The organism is Arthrobacter sp. TJ-240, from assembly GCF_058269195.1.
In genome coordinates this window covers 595,749-612,969 of record NZ_JBZCNG010000001.1, presented here as the reverse complement: position 1 = coordinate 612,969, position 17,221 = coordinate 595,749, and the positions used below count along the sequence as shown (strand labels likewise).

General features: G+C 70.1%; 18 protein-coding genes. 4 read left to right on the top strand and 14 right to left on the bottom strand.

Annotated features, from left to right (window positions below; translation table 11 throughout):
• Positions 1 to 57 precede the first annotated feature (57 nt).
• Positions 58 to 495, top strand: a complete 438-nt coding sequence (locus tag AC4D2C_RS02920) for a hypothetical protein (protein ID WP_490912438.1) — start codon at positions 58 to 60, stop codon at positions 493 to 495.
• Positions 496 to 513: 18 nt separating this feature from the next.
• On the opposite strand, the gene AC4D2C_RS02915 is transcribed toward AC4D2C_RS02920, so the two are convergent.
• The 9 genes from AC4D2C_RS02915 to AC4D2C_RS02875 all read right to left on the bottom strand — a co-directional run bounded on the left by AC4D2C_RS02915 (position 514) and on the right by AC4D2C_RS02875 (position 10,242).
• Positions 514 to 1,218, bottom strand: coding sequence for a response regulator (locus AC4D2C_RS02915; RefSeq protein WP_490905090.1), 705 nt, complete (start codon positions 1,216 to 1,218; stop codon positions 514 to 516).
• The gene (locus AC4D2C_RS02910; protein ID WP_490912436.1) at positions 1,166 to 2,488 is read right to left on the bottom strand and encodes a sensor histidine kinase; all 1,323 of its coding nucleotides are present in this window, start codon (positions 2,486 to 2,488) and stop codon (positions 1,166 to 1,168) included. The genes AC4D2C_RS02915 and AC4D2C_RS02910 overlap by 53 nt, the downstream gene beginning before the upstream one ends.
• A gap of 29 nt (positions 2,489 to 2,517) precedes the next feature.
• The gene (locus tag AC4D2C_RS02905) at positions 2,518 to 3,405 is read right to left on the bottom strand and encodes an ABC transporter permease (protein WP_490912434.1); all 888 of its coding nucleotides are present in this window, start codon (positions 3,403 to 3,405) and stop codon (positions 2,518 to 2,520) included.
• Between the two features lie 2 nt (positions 3,406 to 3,407).
• A complete protein-coding gene (locus AC4D2C_RS02900) occupies positions 3,408 to 4,355 on the bottom strand; it encodes an ABC transporter ATP-binding protein (protein ID WP_490912433.1) in 948 nt (315 codons plus the stop codon).
• Positions 4,356 to 4,537: 182 nt separating this feature from the next.
• Positions 4,538 to 5,323: an ABC transporter permease gene (locus AC4D2C_RS02895; RefSeq protein ID WP_490905184.1), complete on the bottom strand. Its 786-nt coding sequence runs from the start codon at positions 5,321 to 5,323 to the stop codon at positions 4,538 to 4,540.
• 86 nt (positions 5,324 to 5,409) lie between these two features.
• Entirely contained in the window at positions 5,410 to 6,399 is a 990-nt protein-coding gene (locus AC4D2C_RS02890; protein ID WP_490905086.1) for an ATP-binding cassette domain-containing protein, read from the bottom strand.
• A 32-nt stretch (positions 6,400 to 6,431) separates the two neighbouring features.
• Complete coding sequence (locus tag AC4D2C_RS02885) at positions 6,432 to 7,652, bottom strand: MFS transporter (protein WP_490912432.1); 1,221 nt, start codon at positions 7,650 to 7,652, stop codon at positions 6,432 to 6,434.
• Between the two features lie 127 nt (positions 7,653 to 7,779).
• Positions 7,780 to 9,462: an ABC-F family ATP-binding cassette domain-containing protein gene (locus AC4D2C_RS02880; protein ID WP_490912431.1), complete on the bottom strand. Its 1,683-nt coding sequence runs from the start codon at positions 9,460 to 9,462 to the stop codon at positions 7,780 to 7,782.
• A gap of 45 nt (positions 9,463 to 9,507) precedes the next feature.
• The gene (locus AC4D2C_RS02875; RefSeq protein ID WP_490912429.1) at positions 9,508 to 10,242 is read right to left on the bottom strand and encodes a response regulator; all 735 of its coding nucleotides are present in this window, start codon (positions 10,240 to 10,242) and stop codon (positions 9,508 to 9,510) included.
• 102 nt (positions 10,243 to 10,344) lie between these two features.
• Here AC4D2C_RS02875 and AC4D2C_RS02870 point away from each other — a divergent pair, with 102 nt between their 5' ends.
• The 3 genes from AC4D2C_RS02870 to AC4D2C_RS02860 all read left to right on the top strand — a co-directional run bounded on the left by AC4D2C_RS02870 (position 10,345) and on the right by AC4D2C_RS02860 (position 12,739).
• Complete coding sequence (locus AC4D2C_RS02870) at positions 10,345 to 11,178, top strand: alpha/beta fold hydrolase (protein WP_490912428.1); 834 nt, start codon at positions 10,345 to 10,347, stop codon at positions 11,176 to 11,178.
• Between the two features lie 120 nt (positions 11,179 to 11,298).
• On the top strand, positions 11,299 to 11,742 hold the full coding sequence (locus AC4D2C_RS02865) for a MarR family winged helix-turn-helix transcriptional regulator (RefSeq protein WP_490912426.1): 444 nt from the start codon (positions 11,299 to 11,301) through the stop codon (positions 11,740 to 11,742).
• Between the two features lie 328 nt (positions 11,743 to 12,070).
• Entirely contained in the window at positions 12,071 to 12,739 is a 669-nt protein-coding gene (locus tag AC4D2C_RS02860) for an Orn/Lys/Arg family decarboxylase (RefSeq protein ID WP_490912425.1), read from the top strand.
• Between the two features lie 5 nt (positions 12,740 to 12,744).
• On the opposite strand, the gene AC4D2C_RS02855 is transcribed toward AC4D2C_RS02860, so the two are convergent.
• Genes AC4D2C_RS02855 through AC4D2C_RS02835 form a run of 5 tightly spaced genes read right to left on the bottom strand, consistent with a single transcriptional unit; the run spans position 12,745 to position 17,126 of the window.
• The gene (locus tag AC4D2C_RS02855; protein WP_490912424.1) at positions 12,745 to 13,686 is read right to left on the bottom strand and encodes a sugar kinase; all 942 of its coding nucleotides are present in this window, start codon (positions 13,684 to 13,686) and stop codon (positions 12,745 to 12,747) included.
• Complete coding sequence (locus tag AC4D2C_RS02850; RefSeq protein ID WP_490912423.1) at positions 13,683 to 14,360, bottom strand: bifunctional 4-hydroxy-2-oxoglutarate aldolase/2-dehydro-3-deoxy-phosphogluconate aldolase; 678 nt, start codon at positions 14,358 to 14,360, stop codon at positions 13,683 to 13,685. Before AC4D2C_RS02850 ends, AC4D2C_RS02855 begins: the two co-directional genes overlap by 4 nt.
• The gene (locus tag AC4D2C_RS02845; RefSeq protein ID WP_490912422.1) at positions 14,357 to 15,109 is read right to left on the bottom strand and encodes an SDR family oxidoreductase; all 753 of its coding nucleotides are present in this window, start codon (positions 15,107 to 15,109) and stop codon (positions 14,357 to 14,359) included. Before AC4D2C_RS02845 ends, AC4D2C_RS02850 begins: the two co-directional genes overlap by 4 nt.
• The gene (locus AC4D2C_RS02840) at positions 15,106 to 16,152 is read right to left on the bottom strand and encodes a zinc-dependent alcohol dehydrogenase (protein WP_490912420.1); all 1,047 of its coding nucleotides are present in this window, start codon (positions 16,150 to 16,152) and stop codon (positions 15,106 to 15,108) included. Before AC4D2C_RS02840 ends, AC4D2C_RS02845 begins: the two co-directional genes overlap by 4 nt.
• A complete protein-coding gene (locus AC4D2C_RS02835) occupies positions 16,149 to 17,126 on the bottom strand; it encodes a C-terminal binding protein (protein ID WP_490912419.1) in 978 nt (325 codons plus the stop codon). The genes AC4D2C_RS02840 and AC4D2C_RS02835 overlap by 4 nt, the downstream gene beginning before the upstream one ends.
• Between the last annotated feature and the right edge of the window lie 95 nt (positions 17,127 to 17,221).

Sequence of the window (17,221 nt, the reverse complement as noted above, 5' to 3'; positions counted from 1 at the left end):
GGACATCGGCATTCCACGACAAGGCCGGATGAGGAACGACGAGGAAGGATGACGCCCATGAGCCAGCACCGTACCCCGCGCCCGCTGCGTCGTGTCCGCTTCCTCGCGGGTCTGCTGATGTGCACGGTGATCTTCACGTTCGTCCCCACGATCGCGCAGGCGTCCTTCAATGCGAGGGCCACGGCTCCGATATCCGTCGGAACATACGCCATCCCGGCTCCGGCCAGCGTGACCGGCAACTACTCCTGCACATCGGCCAGGACATCGATGACGGTGACGCTCTCCGATTTCGGTGCCGTCAACCGCGCCACGGGCTACACCGTGACGCTTACCGCTCCGAGCGGGCAGGTGACGACGAACAATCTTCCGGTCACGACCCGCGCGACCACGATCACCCGCGCCTCCACATCGGTCGGCAATTACACGCTGCGTATCCGTGCGAACGTCGGCTCCTGGATCGGACAGAACGCCGAGCGGGTCATCACCTGCCCCTGATCCTTCGCTGCGGTCGGGTCAGTGTGCCGGCCCCGGCACCACGATCCCGTTCTCGTACGCGTACACCACGGCCTGCACGCGGTCCCGCAGGTCCAGCTTGGTGAGGATGCGCCGCACGTGCGTCTTGATCGTGGCCTCCGACAGGAAGAACCGCGCCGCCAGTTCGGCGTTCGAGAGGCCCCCGGCGATCGCCTCGAGCACCTCCCGCTCCCGCGGTGTCAGCTCGGCGAGCCGCCGGTCCGGCACGGCCGCCGTCAGGTGTGCCGGCGGCAGCGACCGCACGTAGGTCTCGAGCAGCCGCTGGGTGACGCGCGGGGCGACGACGGCATCACCGCTCGCGACGATCCGCACCGCATGCACCAGGTCCTCGGGGGCCACGTCCTTCAGCAGGAATGCCGACGCCCCCGCCTGCAGACCGGAGAACGCGTACTCGTCCAGGTCGAAGGTGGTCAGGATGATGATGCGTGAGCCGGAGGCCGAGGCCGTGATCTGGCGTGTGGCCTCGATCCCGTCCCCGAAGGGCATCCGGACGTCCATGAGCACCACGTCCGGCTTCAGTTCCGCGGTGAGGCGGACGGCCTCGGTGCCGGTCGACGCCTCGCCGGCGATCTCGAGGTCCGGCTCGCCCTCGAGGATCAGCCGGAAGCCCATCCTCAGCAGGGGCTGGTCGTCAGCGAGCAGAATCCTGATGGGCGTGCCCTGCGTGCTGTGGTGCGTTGTCATCCTTCTCCTTCCCCCGTGGGTTTTCCGCGCCGCCCTCGGCGTCGGGAACTGTCAGACGGACCTCCACGGTCCAGCCGCCCGACGGGCGGGCTCCGAATTCCACCGAACCGGCATAGATGGCGGCCCGCTCCTGCATGCCGGCGATACCCTGGCCCGAGCCGAGGGACACGGCCGGGCCCATGGTGCCCCGACCGTCGTCGGTGACGCGCAGGGAGACCGCGTCCCCGGTGCGCGCGATCGAGATGTCCACCAGAGTAGCCCCCTTGGCATACCGCAGGACGTTGGTCAGCGATTCCTGCAGGATCCGGTACACCGTCAGCTGGAAGGCGGGGTCGTCCGGCAGTCTGGGCCCGCTCGTGGTCACCCTGAGCGGCAGCCCTGCGGCCCGGAACCCCTCGAGGAGCTGCGTGAGGGAGCTCGACGCGGGCAGCGGTTCCAGCGTCTCGCTCGCGGCCTCGGCACGGAGGACCCCGAGGACCCTCCGCATGTCCGCGAGGGCCGTGCGGCCGGTTCCGGAGAGTTCACGCAGCACCGCGCCGGCACGGTCCGGATCCCGCTTCATGACCACGGCGGCGCCGTCGGACAGCGCCACCATGACCGTCAGTGAATGCGCGACGACGTCGTGCATCTCCCGCGCGATGCGGTTCCGCTCCCCCGCGGACGCCAACTCCGCGTTGCGACCGGCCCACTCGCGCAGCTCGCTCTCGTGTTCGCGGTCCCTGCGCACCGTGACGCCCACGCCGACCGCGATCCCGAGGAACATCACGATGAAGCCGCTGAGCAGCCACGTCACGCCCGGGGCACCCTCGAAGGCGCTGACCGGGATGAGGAACAGGGCGCTGACGGACAGGACGGTCGCGGCAGCCGCTGCGACGAGCGCCGGCCGCAGCGGGTAGATGGAGGCCACCGTGTACAGGGCGAACATCGTCGCCACTCCGCTACTGCCGGTGCCCTCGGTCAGGATGCTGACCGGAACATCGAGGACGGAGACGAACGCGAGGACGAGCATGGGCCGGTCGCGCCGGAATGCCAGTGCCGCGGCCGACAGCACCACACCCGGGAGGCCGATCCAGTTCCCGGAGTCGATGATCAGCAAAAGCGCGCCGGGGAAACTGAAGAGGACGAACACCACGACGACCACGGCGTCCATGGCCCGCGGATGCCTGCGGAAGAACCGCCGGAACGGACCCAGCCGGCGGGCGTTGAGCTCCGTGAAGGAGACCGCGGTGCTGCGCTCCGCGGTCTCCCTCATCGGGTGGGTCTCACTCAAGGGTCAAATCCATGAGGCGTAGGGCGTTCCTAGACGTCCCGCTTCTTGGCGACGACGAGGGCCAGGACCAGGAGCACCAGGGCCCAGGCACCCATGACGAGACCGCCCTCCCACTGGGTCAGCGCATCCTCTGCCGTCGTCACGGCGACCATCTGCGTCCCCGCGTCTCCGGGGAGGAACCGCGCTGCATCCGGGATCCAGTCGGCGAGCCCTGAGATGAGCTGCACGATGATCGGCAGCACGAAGAAGATGCCGACCGCCGTCACCACGCCTCCGGCCGTGTTGCGCAGCAGGATACCGATCGACATCGAGATGACGGCCACGAGAGCGAGGAAGGTCCCGGTGTTGATGACGCTCGCGAGGACGCCGTCCTCCGTGAGGGCGAAGTCGAGATTCTCTCCCCCGAGGATGGGCTGAGCGACGAGGTAGGACATCAGTGCGCTGCCGAAGCCTACGACGAAAGCGACGACCGCGACGATGACGGTCTTCGCCAGGAGGGCAGGAGTGCGCTTCGGTACGGCGACCATCGTCGAGCGGATCATGCCCGTGGTCCACTCCGAGGCGATGAGGACCACCGCGAGCGACGCGATGAGCAGTTGCCCGAACACCAGGCCCGACGACGGCGTCGTCAGGGCTTCGAACGCCGCACTTCCCGGGCCTTCCGTGGGTGCCTGGAACTCCGCCGGCACGCTCGGATCGCCGACCGATTGCGCCATGACCGACAGTGACCAGGCGAAGAGCGCGGCGAGCCCCACCATCACGACGACGGTCGAGACGATGAGGATGACGGTCGAGGGGACGGTGGTGACCTTGATCCATTCGGATTTCAGGACCCGCCCGAAGTTCACGCCCGAGCCGGTATCACGCTGCGGCCGGGGCCGCTGCTGGGTGGGGGCGGGTGAGGTCGACGTGGCCATGGTCAGCGTCCTTCCACTGGTGCGGCAGCCTGGGCGGCGGTGGGGAGGTCGTGCGAGTGGTACTCGACCTCGGTCTGGGTGAGCTCCATGTAGGCGTCCTCGAGGGATACCTGGAGCGGAGTGAGTTCGTACACCAGGACACGCTCCCGGAGGGCGATCTCAGCGATACGGCGCGGTTCGACGCCCGTGATCTCGACCAGTTCCGGCTCGAGGACCTGCGAGGACACCCCCTCGCCGGCGAGGCTGCCGAGGAGGTCCTGCGGCCGGTCGGCCCGGACCCGCACCCGGGCCTTGCCCTGACCGTCGATGATCGACTGGATGGGGGCGTCGGCGATGATGCGGCCGCGGCCGATGACGATGAGGTGGTCGGCCGTCAGGGCCATCTCCGACATGAGGTGCGAGGAGAGGAAGACGGTGCGGCCCTCGGAGGCGAGGCCCCTCGCGAGGTGGCGCACCCACTGGACACCCTCGGGGTCGAGGCCGTTGACGGGCTCGTCGAGGATCACCGTGTGGGGGTCACCGAGGAGAGCCGCCGCGATCCCGAGGCGCTGGCCCATACCGAGTGAGAAGCCGCCCACCCTCTTCCTGGCGACGGGACCGAGCCCCGTGAGCTCGATGACCTCCTTGACCCGGCTGTTCGGGATGCCGTGCGTCGCAGCCATGGCACGGAGGTGGTTGTAGGCGGAGCGCTTGGTGTGGACGGCCTTCGCATCGAGCAGTGCACCCACTTCGCGGAGCGGTGCGCGGTGCTGCGCGTAGGGCTGCCCGTTGACGGTGACCCGTCCGCCGCTCGGGTTGTCGAGGCCCACGATCATGCGCATGGTGGTCGACTTGCCGGCGCCGTTCGGGCCGAGGAAGCCCGTCACCTTGCCTGGCTGCACGGTGAAGGAGACGGCGTCGACGGCGGTCTTGGCGCCGTACCGCTTCGAGAGGGCCTGGGCCTCGATCATGGAGCGTCCTTTGACTGGAGGTGGTTCGGGGCCGTCCCGCTACTGCGGGCCGGTACCACCAACAGTAGGCCTGGGACCGGTGCGGATTCACCGGCCCCAGGGATGATCACGGGTGGACGAGCCGTACCCCTTTCGGACGACCACCGGACGACGTCGGTCCTCTTCAGGACGACGCCCTCCGGTCAGCGGCTGCTGATGAGCCTGAACTTCCGGATGCACAGCGGCACGAAGACCACGAGCATCAGGGCGGCGCCGATCAGGACGGTCAGGACGGCGTTCTGCATGGGCCAGACGTCGGGGGCCGGGAGGGTCCCCGTGTTGCCGAACAGCTCGCGGGCCGCCTGGACGAGCGCCGAGACCGGGTTCCAGTTGGCGAAGGTCTCGAGTGCGCTCGGCAGGTTCTGGGACTGCACGAACGCGTTCGAGATGAACGTGAGCGGGAAGAGGATCATGAAGGACGCGTTGTTGATGACCTCGGGCGACTTCACGGACATCCCGAGCAGTGCCATCACCCAGCTGAACGCGTAGGAGAACAGCAGCAGGAGGCCGAGTCCGGCGAGGAAGCTGCCCATGGACGCGTTGACGCGCCATCCCACCACGAATCCGGTGCCCATCATGATGACCACCGACAGCGCGTTGAGCACGAGGTCGCTGTTGGTCCGTCCGATCAGCACCGCGGACGAGCTCATGGGCAGGGTCCTGAAACGGTCGATGATGCCGTCCTTGAGGTCCTGGGCCATCGCCGATCCGGAGAAGGTGGATCCGAAGATCACCGTCTGCGCGAAGATGCCCGCCATGAGGTACTGCGTGTAGTCGGCGCCCTCCACCTGGATGGACCCGCCGTAGATCTGGCTGAACAGCAGCACGAACATGATCGGCTGGAGGACGGCGAAGATCAGCATGTCGGGGGAGCGCTTCAGCTTGGTCAGGTTGCGTTTGGTCACGGTCCAGCCGTCGGAGAACCACATGCTCAGCTCGGACGGCGGCTCGGGTGAGTCGCCGCGGATCGCGGACCGACGGTTCTCGGGCTGCCTGTTCTCGGGTGCCAGGACGCTCATGCTGCTGTCTCCTTCTGGGGGGCTTCGGCCGAGGCGTCCTCGGTCCGGTGGCCGGTGAGCGTGAGGAACACGTCGTCGAGGCTCGGCCGCCGCATGCCGGCGTCGTGCAGGTCGATGCCCGCCTCGCCGAGGTCCGACAGGATGTACTGCAGGGCGCGGGGCCCGTTCGTGACCGCGACCTCCACGGTGCGGCCGTCCCCGCCGACACTGGGTTCGCCGTCGCCGTGGCGCCCGAGGATCTCGCGGGCGGACGGGGCGTGGGCGGCGTCGACGAGCGACACCACCACGCGGTGGCCCCCGATCTGCGCCTTGAGCTCGTCCGCGGTCCCTGCGGCGATGGTCCTGCCGCCGTCGATCACCGCGATGTCGTCGGAGAGCTGGTCCGCCTCCTCGAGGTACTGGGTGGTGAGGAGCAGCGTGGTGCCGTCCTTCACGAGGTCCTTGATGATGCCCCACATGGACAGCCGGCTCCGGGGGTCCAGCCCCGTGGTCGGCTCGTCCAGGAAGAGGATCTTCGGCTTGATCACCAGTGCCCCGGCCAGGTCGATCCGGCGCCGCATGCCGCCGGAGAACCCCTTGACCGGGCGGTTCCCGGCCTCCGTCAGCTCGAACTGGTCGATGAGCTCCTGTGCCCGGCGCTTCGACTCGCGGGCGCCGAGGTGGTAGAGCCTGCCCACCATCTCGAGGTTCTCGAAACCGGTGAGTCCTTCGTCGACCGCCGCGTACTGGCCGGAGACGCCGATGATGCGGCGTGCGGCCTTCGGATCACGCAGGACGTCGATGCCGTCGATGCGCGCGCTGCCGGCGGTCGGCTGGACGAGGGTGGTGAGGATCTTGACCACGGTGGTCTTGCCTGCACCGTTGGGCCCCAGGAGGGCCTTGACTGTTCCCTGGGGAACGGAAAGGTTCATGCCGTCGAGCGCGTGGACGGGGCCGCTCTTCGACGAATAGGTCTTCTTCAGACCTTCTGCCTCGATAATCGCCATCCCAAAAGGGTAGGACCCCCGCTCGGGGGGACCTAGGGACTTCGGTCAGATACTGTCCGCAATGCCGCGTCGGCCGGCACCGGTCGTTCGCGGGCCGCGGGAGCCACGAGGAAGGAGGCCAGCACGGCGACCCCGACGGCCAGCAGGGCGTGGCGGATACCGACCACGTCGCCGAGGAAGCCGATGAGGGGCGGGCCGGCGAGGAAGGCGGTGTACCCGATGGTCGCGACGACGGAGACGCGCGCGGCGGCACGATCGGGGTCGTCCGCCGCCGCCGACATACCCATGGGGAATCCGAGCGCGGCTCCCGCACCCCAGAGGACGGCTCCGGCGGCCGCGAGGGGCACGTTCGGCGCGGCGACGAAGACCACGAGGCCCGCGAGGGAGGACCCGAGGCTGGCCTGCAGGACCCGCACCCGGCCGAAGCGGTCGATCAGCGGTCCGCCGAGGAAGCGCAGCGCCGTCATCGCGGCCACGAACACCGCGAACATGACGGCTCCGGCGCTCTCCGAGGTGCCGAGACCGTCGACGCTCGCCTTCGCCACCCAGTCGTTGGCGGCACCCTCGGTCAGCGCGGCGCCCAGCACCACCAGACCGATCAGCAGCGTGCGGGGCTCGCCCCATGCGCCGAGGCCCCGCCGTCGGGTGCCGTCGGGCGCCGCTCCGGTCGCGGCGGCGTCCGGCGACACCTCGGGCAGGAAATGGCGGGGTGTCCACAGGGAGACGGCGAGGCTGAGGACGGCCACGGCGACGAGGTGCGCCGACAGCGACACGTCGACGGCGGACAGACCGGCCCCGATGAGGGCGCCCACGAACGCTCCCCCGCTGAACGCGGCATGGAAGCGCGGCATGATGGTCCGCCCCACGAGGCGCTCGACGTCGGCGCCCTCGATGTTCTGCCCCACGTCCCACAGGGCGATCCCGCACCCGAACAGGAACAGTCCGACGGCCACCACCGGCACGGAGACGGTGGCCAGGCCGAATGCGACGGACGTCGCGGCGACGGCGGCGGCGGCCCCGCCGATCCGCACGGTGTTCCCGGTGCCGAACCGTGCCGCGACGAGCCCCGCGAGGGGGAGGGACAGGACCGAGCCGACGGCGCCGACGAGCAGGAGGCCGCCGGTCTGCCCGGCTCCGAGCCCCAGCGTGTCCGATGCGGCCGGGATGCGCGCCGCCCAGCTCGCGAAGACGAGGCCGTTGAGGCCGAAGATGGCGTAGGTGGCGATCATGGCGGCGCGGACGGCGGGTTTCACTCTGCCACCGTAGGCGGCGGCCGCAGTGCGCCACAAACGGCGGTCCCGCGGTCGGACCTCCTCCTTGTCCACAATTTGTGGACAACCCTGTGGACGGTGCTGTGGAGGAGGTGTGGAGGAACGCGGCTCAGCGCGCCCGGACCACCCGGCTCTCGTCCCAGACGGGTTCCTTCGTCTCGTACACCTTGCCGTCGGAGCCGAACACGAGGAACCGGTCGAAGCCGCGGGCGAACCAGCGGTCGTGCGTCACGGCCATGACGGTGCCCTCGAACGCGCCGATGGCCCGCTCGAGCGCCTCCGCGGAGTGCAGGTCGAGGTTGTCCGTGGGCTCGTCGAGCAACAGGAGGGTGGCGCCGGAGAGCTCCAGGAGCAGGATCTGCAGCCGCGCCTGCTGGCCGCCGGAGAGGGAGTCGTAGGGCTGTTCGGCCTGCGCCGCCAGCCCGTAGCGGTCCAGGACTGCGGACGCCGCCTCGCGGCCCAGCCCCGAGCGGTGCTCGTCACCGCGGTGCAGGATGTCCACGAGGGTGCGGCCGAGGAGGTCGGGCCGCGAATGGGTCTGCGCGAAGAAGCCGGGGCGGATGCGCGCGCCGAGCTTCACGGTGCCCTCGTGCGGCACCTCGGCGATGTCGACCTCGGACACCGGCATGTGCTCCTTGTCGGGATCCGAGCCGCCGGCGGCGAGCAGCCGCAGGAAGTGCGACTTGCCGGAGCCGTTGGAGCCCAGCACGCCCACGCGGTCGCCGAACCAGATCTCGGTGCTGAAGGGCTTCATCAGCCCCGTCAGTTCGAGCTTCTGGGCGACGACGGCGCGCTTGGCGGTGCGCCCGCCCTGCAGGCGCATGGACACCTTCTGCTCCAGCGGGATCGCCTCGGGCGGTCCGGCCTCGAGGAACTTCGCGAGGCGCGTCTGGGCGGCGTGGTACCGGTTCGCCATGTCCGAGCGGAACGCGGCCTTGTTCTTGTACATGTTGACGAGTTCCTTGAGCTTGATGTGCTCCTCGTCCCAGCGCTTGCGCAGTTCCTCGAACCGCGCGTTGCGGTCCTCGCGTGCCTTCAGGTACGTCTCGAAGCCGCCGCCGTGCGTCCACGACGACGCCCCGAGCACGCCGGGCTCCAGGGTCACGATGCGCGTGGCGGCATTGGCGAGCAGCTCGCGGTCGTGGCTGACGAAGAGCACGGACTTCTTCGACTCGCGCAGCTTCGCCTCGAGCCAGCGCTTGCCGGGCACGTCGAGGTAGTTGTCCGGCTCGTCGAGGAGCAGGAGCTCGTCGGGGCCGGAGAACAGGGCCTCCAGGACGAGCCGCTTCTGCTCTCCGCCGGAGAGCGACGACGCCGCCCGGTACTGCGCACGGTCGAAGGGGACGCCGAGGGCGGCCATGGTGACCTCGTCCCAGGTGGTCTCGAGCTCGTAGCCGCCTGCGTCGCCCCAGTCGGCGATGGCCTGCGCGTACCTCATCTGCGTCGGTTCGTCGTCGGCCTCCATCATGGCGAGTTCGGCGTCGTCGATCCTTTTCGCCGCCGCGGCGAGCACGGGCGGAGCGGCCGAGACGAGGAGGTCCCGGACCGTGGTGTCGTCGCGTACCTGGCCGACGAACTGCCGCATGATGCCCATGGACCCGGAGCGGCTGACCGCCCCCTCATCGGGCAGGAGGTCGCCGGCCACGATGCGCAGGAGCGTGGTCTTGCCGGTGCCGTTCGGGCCGATCAGGGCCGTCTTGTGGCCGTCGCCCACCTTGAAGGCCACGCCGTTGAGCAGTTGCCTGCCGTCGGAGAGGAAGTAGTCGATACCGGAGACGTCGAGATGAGCCACGTGTCCAGTCTTCCACCCGGGCCCAAACCGGGACGACCGCTCCGGTCAGCGCCCGGCGTCGCCCGGGGTCATGCGGTATCCCACGCCGCGCACGGTGCGGATGAAACGGGGGTTGCTCGTGTCCTCGCCGAGTTTCTTGCGCAGGTTGCGGATGTGCACCTCCACGAGGTGATGGTCCTGGCTCCAGCCGTCACCCCAGACGCGGTTCAGGAGTGCCTCCCGCGTCCACACCCGCTGCGCGCCCGTCAGCAGGGTCTCGAGCAGGTCGAACTCGATGCGCGTCAGTGCGAGTTCCTGCCCGTCCAGCGCGACCACGCGCCCCTCCACGTCCATGGTCAGCTCGTTGTGGCGCAGCAGGGCGTTCCCGTGGGACGCGGCCTGCGGTGCGGGGCCGGCGCCGGTGCGGGGCCTCCGGAACATCGCCGAGACACGCGCGGAGAGCTCCCTGGGGCTGAACGGCTTGCCGATGAAGTCGTCGGCTCCGATCTCGAGGCCGATCAGCCGGTCGATCTCGTCCTGCCGGGCCGTCACCATCACGATGTAGGCGTCGGTGGAGGCCCTGCACTGCCGGCAGACCTCGACGCCGTCGAGATCCGGGAGGTTGAGGTCGAGCGTGATGAGATCGGGTGCGTGCTCCGCCAGTGCGGTCAGGCCCTCGAGCCCGGAGGCGGCCTCGACGGTCGTGAAGCCGTTCATGCGCAGCGTGGTGGCGAGCAGTTCGCGGATGTCCGGATCGTCCTCGATGATCAGCGCCGTGCGCTGGGACGTGGGAACAGACATGAGTCAAGAATTCCATATGTCGGGGCCGCAGGTGGCCCCGAACAGCCGATCCTCTTGAACGGATCTTGAGAAACCGATCTCCGGCCCCCGTAGACTGCCGGGATGCTATCGACGACCCTCCGCACGGTGCTGGTGGACGGCTTCACCATCCGCGTCCGCACCACCCCCGGACCGGAGAATCCCACCTCCCCGCGCAGCCCGTACGTGCTGGTCCACGGACTGGGCATGACCCACCGCTACTTCGACCGTCTCAGCGCCGGACTCGCAGCCGACGCCGAGGTGCACACCGTGGACCTCCCCGGCTACGGGACGTCGCCCCGGCCGCGCACCCACCTCGGCGTGGAGGACCACGCCCGGTTCGTCGTCGAGGCGCTGGCCGCCCTCGGGGTGACCTCCTGCACACTCGTGGGGCACTCCATGGGTGTGCAGTTCGTCACGGCGGCCGCGCTGCAGGCGCCGGCCCTCGCGGAGCGGGTCGTCCTCATCGGCCCGGTGGTGGACAGGCAGCGCCGCACGGTCCTGCAGCAGGCGGTCTCCCTCGGCCACGACACGTTCCGTGAGAGCCCGTCGGCCAACGCCATCGTGTTCGTCGACTATCTCCGCACGGGCCTCCGCTGGTACGTGCGGCAGCTGTTGCCCATGATGCAGTATCCGCTGGAACGCGCCGTCGAGCAGCTCCACTGCCCCGTCCTGGTGATGCGCGGCGGGCGTGATCCGGTGGCACGACACCGGTGGAGCCGGGAGCTCACGGCACGTGCCCGTAATGGCATGCTGGTGGAGATCGAAGGTCAGGGTCACGTGGTCCAGCACTCGGCGGCCCGCGCCGTCGCGGCGGAGATCATCGCCTTCGCCACGCGGACGGTCCGCCTGCGGATGGCCGTCTTGCCGCAAGCTTCGGACGGGTCACCGGGAAAACTTGAAGATAGAAGCGCATGATGGACCTGTTGCGGCTGATCCCGTCCCCCTGCTCCACCCGGTCAGCCGCAAGGACACGACACCCGGCCGGCACTGGTCTGCAGTACCGGCCGGGTGTTTCAGCCCTGGAAGGAACATCGCATGTCTGAACTGGAAGAGTGGTCAACCAGCCGCCTGCTCACCACCGCCGCGCGCCTCGTGGACCACGCCTGGAACGAGAGGCTGCTCGACATCGGGATCACCCATGCCGGCTACACCACCCTGGGAGTCCTCTCCCGGCATGGCACCATGACGGGCGCCAAGCTGGCGCTCGCGGTGCACGTCCAGGCGCAGACGATCGGCAAGACGATCGAGAAGCTCGAGCGGCAGGGATTCATCTCACGCATCCGCGACAGCATCGACCGCCGCAGCCAGCGCATCACCATCACCCCGTCCGGCGTGGATGCCCTCGCGAAGGCCGAGGACATCGAACGGACCCTGATGGTGGGCGAGGGACTCGAATCCTACGAGCTGCGCAGCCTCCTGCGCGGCATCATCGGGGAGCTCGCGCCTCAGCGCCAGAAGCCGGCAGCCGTCGTCGTCTGAGCCTTCGCGCAGGGCATCCGCACCACCTCGAAGAACGACCGTCCCCGGGACGGTCGTTCTTCGCACGTTCAACCTCTTGCGCTGCACAATCAGCACCGGTGCTCGGCACCGGTCGATTCTCGACGCGCTCCGGCTACGCTTGTCGGTTCTGGGGCGGACCAGACGTTCTTCTCGAGCTGGGACAACGACCTCAGGCTCGCCCATCCGCCGACTCCCGGGGAGGTCGAGGCGATGTGGGAGAATTACCCGGATGCGTCGGCTGCGCTGATCGTGAGCCCGACGTCGTACGGGACCTGCGCCGACATCGGGGCGATCACGAAGATCTGCCATGACCGCGGCGATCGACGGATGGCGGCGCCAGATGGTCCAGCACGGACACGACATCATCGGGCGCACCCTGGCCCTGACCCGCCGGGTGCGGGAGCGGATCGAGGAACTGCCGGGTCTGCACGTGCTGGAGGAGGAACTCACCTCCCGCGAGGCCTCGCAGGACCTCGACATCATGCGCGTCCTCGTGGATGTCTCGGGGCTGCGCATCACCGGATACCAGGCCCATGACTGGCTGCGGGAGAACTGCCTGCTGGACTTCGGCACCACGGACCACCGCCGGTTCGAGATCACGATTCCCATCGCCGACGACGAGTCGGCCGTGGATCGCCTGATGGACGGCCTGCGCCTGCTCGTCGACGCCGCCCCGACCTTCCCGGAGTCGCCCACCGTGCTCATCCCCGACGAGGGCGAGCTGGATCTCGAGACGGCGATGCTCCCCCGGGATACGTTCTTCGGACCCGTCGAGGACATTCCCGTCGAGGAATACGTCGGACGGACCGTCGCAGAACTGGCCACGCGGTACCCTCCGGGGGTCCCCGTCCTCCTCCCTGGAGAACGCATCAACGAAGCATCGCTCGAGTACCTGCGGAGCGGTGTCGACGCGGGTACGGTCCTGCCCGATCCGGGCGACGCCTCCCTCGCGACCGTGCGCGTGGTGAAGGAGTAGACCCCTCAGCGCCGTACAGGGTCTGCTGCGGTCAGCAGGGGCAGGTCGGCGCGGCGGGGGCTGCCTTCCCAGTCGCCGGGGACGGTGCAGGCGAAGGCCCCGACGAGGGCGGCGGTCTCCAGCCGCGCGGCGGGCGGCGCGTCCAGCAGCAGGTCGGAGAGGTATCCGGCCACGAAGGCGTCCCCCGCTCCCACGGTGTCCACGGCGTGCACCGCGACCGCGGGCACCCGGTAGTCCCGGCCGTCGATGAAGGCGACGGCCCCCAGCGCGCCCAGCTTGACCACGGACTGCCGCGGCCCGAGCGCCGCCAGGTTCCGCGCGAGCTCGGCCGGATCCGATCCGGGAACAGCGAGGCGCGCCTCGTCGTCGCCGGCGAACACGACGTCGGCCTCGGGGATGATCTCCCGGTAGGCCTTCCCTGCCGCCTCACCGGTCCACAGCGCGGACCGGTAGTTGAGGTCGAAGGAGACGAGCACCCCGGCGTCGCGCGCCGTGGTGATGGCCTGACGCACCGCGTCCGCGGCGGAGGCGGAGAGCGCAGGGGTGATGCCGGTGACGTGGAGCACCCGTGCCGCGGCGATCGCCGCGGCGGGCAGGTCGTCCCGGCACAGCCTGGACCCGGCGCTGCCGGCACGGTAGTACCAGACCCGCGTGGAGCCCGGTGTCCGCTGTTCCCTGATCATCAGGCCGGTGGGTGCCGTCGCGTCGGGGACGCCGTGGACCGTCAGGCCCTCGGCGCTCAGCTCGCGCAGGACCAGGTCGCCGAGGCTGTCCTGGCCCACCCGGCCTGCCCACGTGACGGAGGTGCCGAGGCGGCGCAGGGCGATCGCGACGTTGCTCTCCGCCCCGCCCATGCCGAGGTCCAGGGACGCGACGTGCGCCAGGGCCCCGGGTGTGCTCGCCGTCATCAGTGCCATCGTCTCGCCGAAGGTGAAGACGTCGCTCACAGCCCGTCCCTCTCCTCGACGGCCGCCTGCACGTTTTCGAGCAGGATGCTGGCACGGCGGGTGAGGTCGCGAAGGCTGCCTCCCCTGAACGCGTCCTGGAGGAGCGGGCCGCCGATGCTGACCGCGACCGACCCGGCCGCGATCCAGCCGGGGGCGTCCTCGACGCTGATGCCTCCCGAGGGGATGACGGGCATGTCCGGGAAGGGGCCCTTCAGCTGTCCCAGGTAGCCCGGACCCACGGCCGAGGCGGGGAAGAGCTTGACCGCCGTCGCCCCGGACCGCCAGCCGCCGAGCAGTTCGGTGGGCGTCAGCCCGCCGGGGAAGACCGGCACGCCGCGCGCGGTTGCGAGCGCGACGACGTCGTGGTTCACGGTCGGGGTGACGAGGTACGCCGCTCCCCCGTCGATCGCGGCGGCCGCCTCCCACGCCTCGGTGACCGTCCCGACGCCGATGTCCGCGTACGCCCCGAACCGGCCGACCAGGCCCGGGAGGTCCGCCAGGACGCCGGCCGTGCTCAGGGTGAGCTCGATCGAGAGGACGCCCCCCTCGGCCAGGGCCTCGACGACGGGCTCGTAGTCCCGGGCGTGATCCGCCCTGAGCACCGCCACGACGGGTCGCTCGCGCAGGCGCTGCGGGATCGCGAGGCGTCCGGGGTTCCGCTGCGAGGCGTTCATCGGGCCAGCCACCCCCCGTCGACCGGCAGGGTCACTCCGTGTACGTAGTCGGAGGCGCCCGAGGCGAGGAAGACCACGGCCCCGGAGATGTCCTCCATGCGCCCCCAGCGCCCCGCGGGGATCCGCGCCGAGACCTGCCCGCTGCGCTCCGGGTCCGCGAGCAGGGCCGTGTTCATGGCCGTGTCGAAGTAGCCCGGGGCGATCGCGTTGACGTTGACGCCGCGGCCGGCCCACTCGTTGCACAGGGCCTTGGTGAGCTGCGCGACGGCACCCTTGGAGGCCGCATAGGCGGGTACGCGGAGGCCGCCCTGGAAGGACAGCAGGGATGCAAGGTTGATGATCTTGCCGCTCCCGCGGTCGAGCATCGCGGGAGCGAAACCCTGGCAGAGCTGGAACACCGCGCGGGTGTTCACCGTCATCACGGTGTCGAAGTCCTCGAGGGGGAAGTCCGTCGAGTCGTGGCGGATCTGTGTGCCGGCGTTGTTGACCAGGATGTCCACCGGGCCTCCGGCCAGGGCCTCCCCGACGGCCTGGTCGATCGAGGACGTGCTCGTCAGGTCCACGGCCACCCGGGTCACCGTCCGCCCGCGCTCCGCCGCGAAGTCGGTGAGATCAGCGGGCAGTTCGCCGCGCTGGAACGCGACGACGTCGGCTCCGGCGGCGAGCAGGCCCGCCGCGATGCCCTGCCCGAGGCCGCGGGATGCGCCCGTGACGACGGCGCGCCGGCCCGTGAGGTCGAAGGGATTCATGCCGCTCCGCCCTGAGGGCCCGGGCCGACGAGGACCTTCAGCACACCGCTGGCGGACATCGCCTTCTCGAACGCCTCCATCGTGTGCCCGAGACCGAACACCTCGACGGGAACCCGGCCGAGCCCCAGGGCGTCGCTCTCCAGGAGCCGGACCGCCTCCTCGACGTTCGCCCTGGTGTACACGCGGACGCCCACCACGGTGTTCTCGGCGAAGGTGAGCGCCTGCAGGTCCACTTCCGCGGGCTTCTTGTACACGCCGACGAGGACGATCGTGCCGAGGACGCGGACGGCCTTCGCGAGGGACGCCGCGACGGCCGGGTGGGCCGCCGAATCGAAGACGATGTCGGCCCCGGTACCGCCGGTGGCGCTCCTGACCGTCTCCACCGGGTCGGCGCCGGCCGGGACCGTGGCGAAGCCGAGGTCCTCGGCGACGAGCCGCCGGTCCTCGCTGGGTTCGGACACGAGGATGGAGCCGGCTCCGGCATGCCGGGCCACCAGTGCCGTGAGGATGCCGATGGGTCCCGCGCCGAAGATCACCACGCTGTCCCCGGCCCGGAGCCCCGACCGCTCCACTGCGTGGACGGCGACGGCCAGCGGCTCGGCCAGCGCCACCTGCAGGGGCGGGACCGCGGCGTCCACCGGGACCAGTGCCGTGGCGGGCAGTGCCACGAACCCCGCCAGCGATCCCGGTTCGTCGATGCCGAACAGTTCGAGGTTCCGGCAGACATGGGAGTGCCCGCTCGTGCAGGGCCCGCACTCACCGCACGTGATCAGCGGCTCCACGGTGACCCGGGTGCCGCGCTCCGGGCCCGCGGCGGCGGCCACCTCCACCACGCCCGTGATCTCGTGGCCGAGGATCATCGGCGCCCGGGCGCGGGGGTGGGTGCCGTGGAGGATGGAGAAGTCGGTTCCGCACAGCCCCGTGTATTCGACGCGGATCAGGGCCCAGCCCTCCGGCAGGGTGGGGACGGGCACCTCCTGCACGTCGATCGCGTCGGGACCCGTCCAGACCGCCGCCGTCATGTGCTCCTGCTGCCCGGTCATCGTGCATCCTCCCGCGTGAGGGCGTCGCCGTTGAGGATGTCCCGCGGCTCGCGGCCCGCACAGAATTCGACGACGTTCTCGATGGTGCGGCGCTTCAGCTCCACGTACGATTCCTCGCTGTACCAGGCGGCGTGCGGTGTCAGCACCGCGGCGTCCTCCGCGGCCAGCGGATCGTCGGGACGCAGCGGCTCGGTCTCGAACACGTCGAGACCGGCTCCCTTGAGCTTGCCGGAGCGCAGCGCCTCCACCACGGCAGCCGAATCGACCACCCCGCCGCGGCACGTGTTGACGAGGACCGAGCCGTCCTTGAAGCGTTCCAGCGCCGGCGCGTCGATCAGGTGGTGCGTCCCGTCCGTGAGCGGGACGTGCAGGGAGACGATGTCCGCCCGGGCGTACAGGTCCTCCAGGCCGACGGCGTCGATCCCCTCGGGGGTCGTGGATCCGGCGTCGACCCGCGGGTCGTGGCCGATCACCGCGTAGCCCAGGCCCTTCGCCTTCAGCGCGGTCGCCGTGCCGATCCGTCCGAGCCCCACCACCCCGAAGACGCGGGTGGAGAACCGATGCAGCGGCCGGACCGGGCCCAGGTCCGTCGAACCCGCGCGGACGCCCCGGTCCAAGGCCACGATGCCGCGGCCGATGGAGACGGCGAGGGCGATGGCGTGGTCGCTGACATCCTCCGTGCCGTAGTCCGGGACATTGCAGACCGCCACGCCGTGAGCGGAGGCGGCGTCGACGTCGACCGTGTCCACCCCCACGCCGTAGCGGCCGATGGCCTTGAGGCCGGGCAGCGCCGTGAGGACCCGGTCCGTGATGGGCGCGTACTGGACGAGCAGGGCATCAGCCCCCCGGCCCGCCTCGATCACCTCGTCCTCCGAGCGGCACTGCCGCAGTTCGAGGTCGATGCCGTGCTCGCGGGCCACCGCCTCCTCCTCGTCGATCCCGGCGTGGTCGCAATCGGTGATGACGATCTTCATGCGTTGGCCCCTCCCTCTCGGACGCTTGACAGCCTTGCCTTCGGATGTAAGGTATATCACAACAGGAAACCGGTTTTCCAGTCCGGTGATCCCTC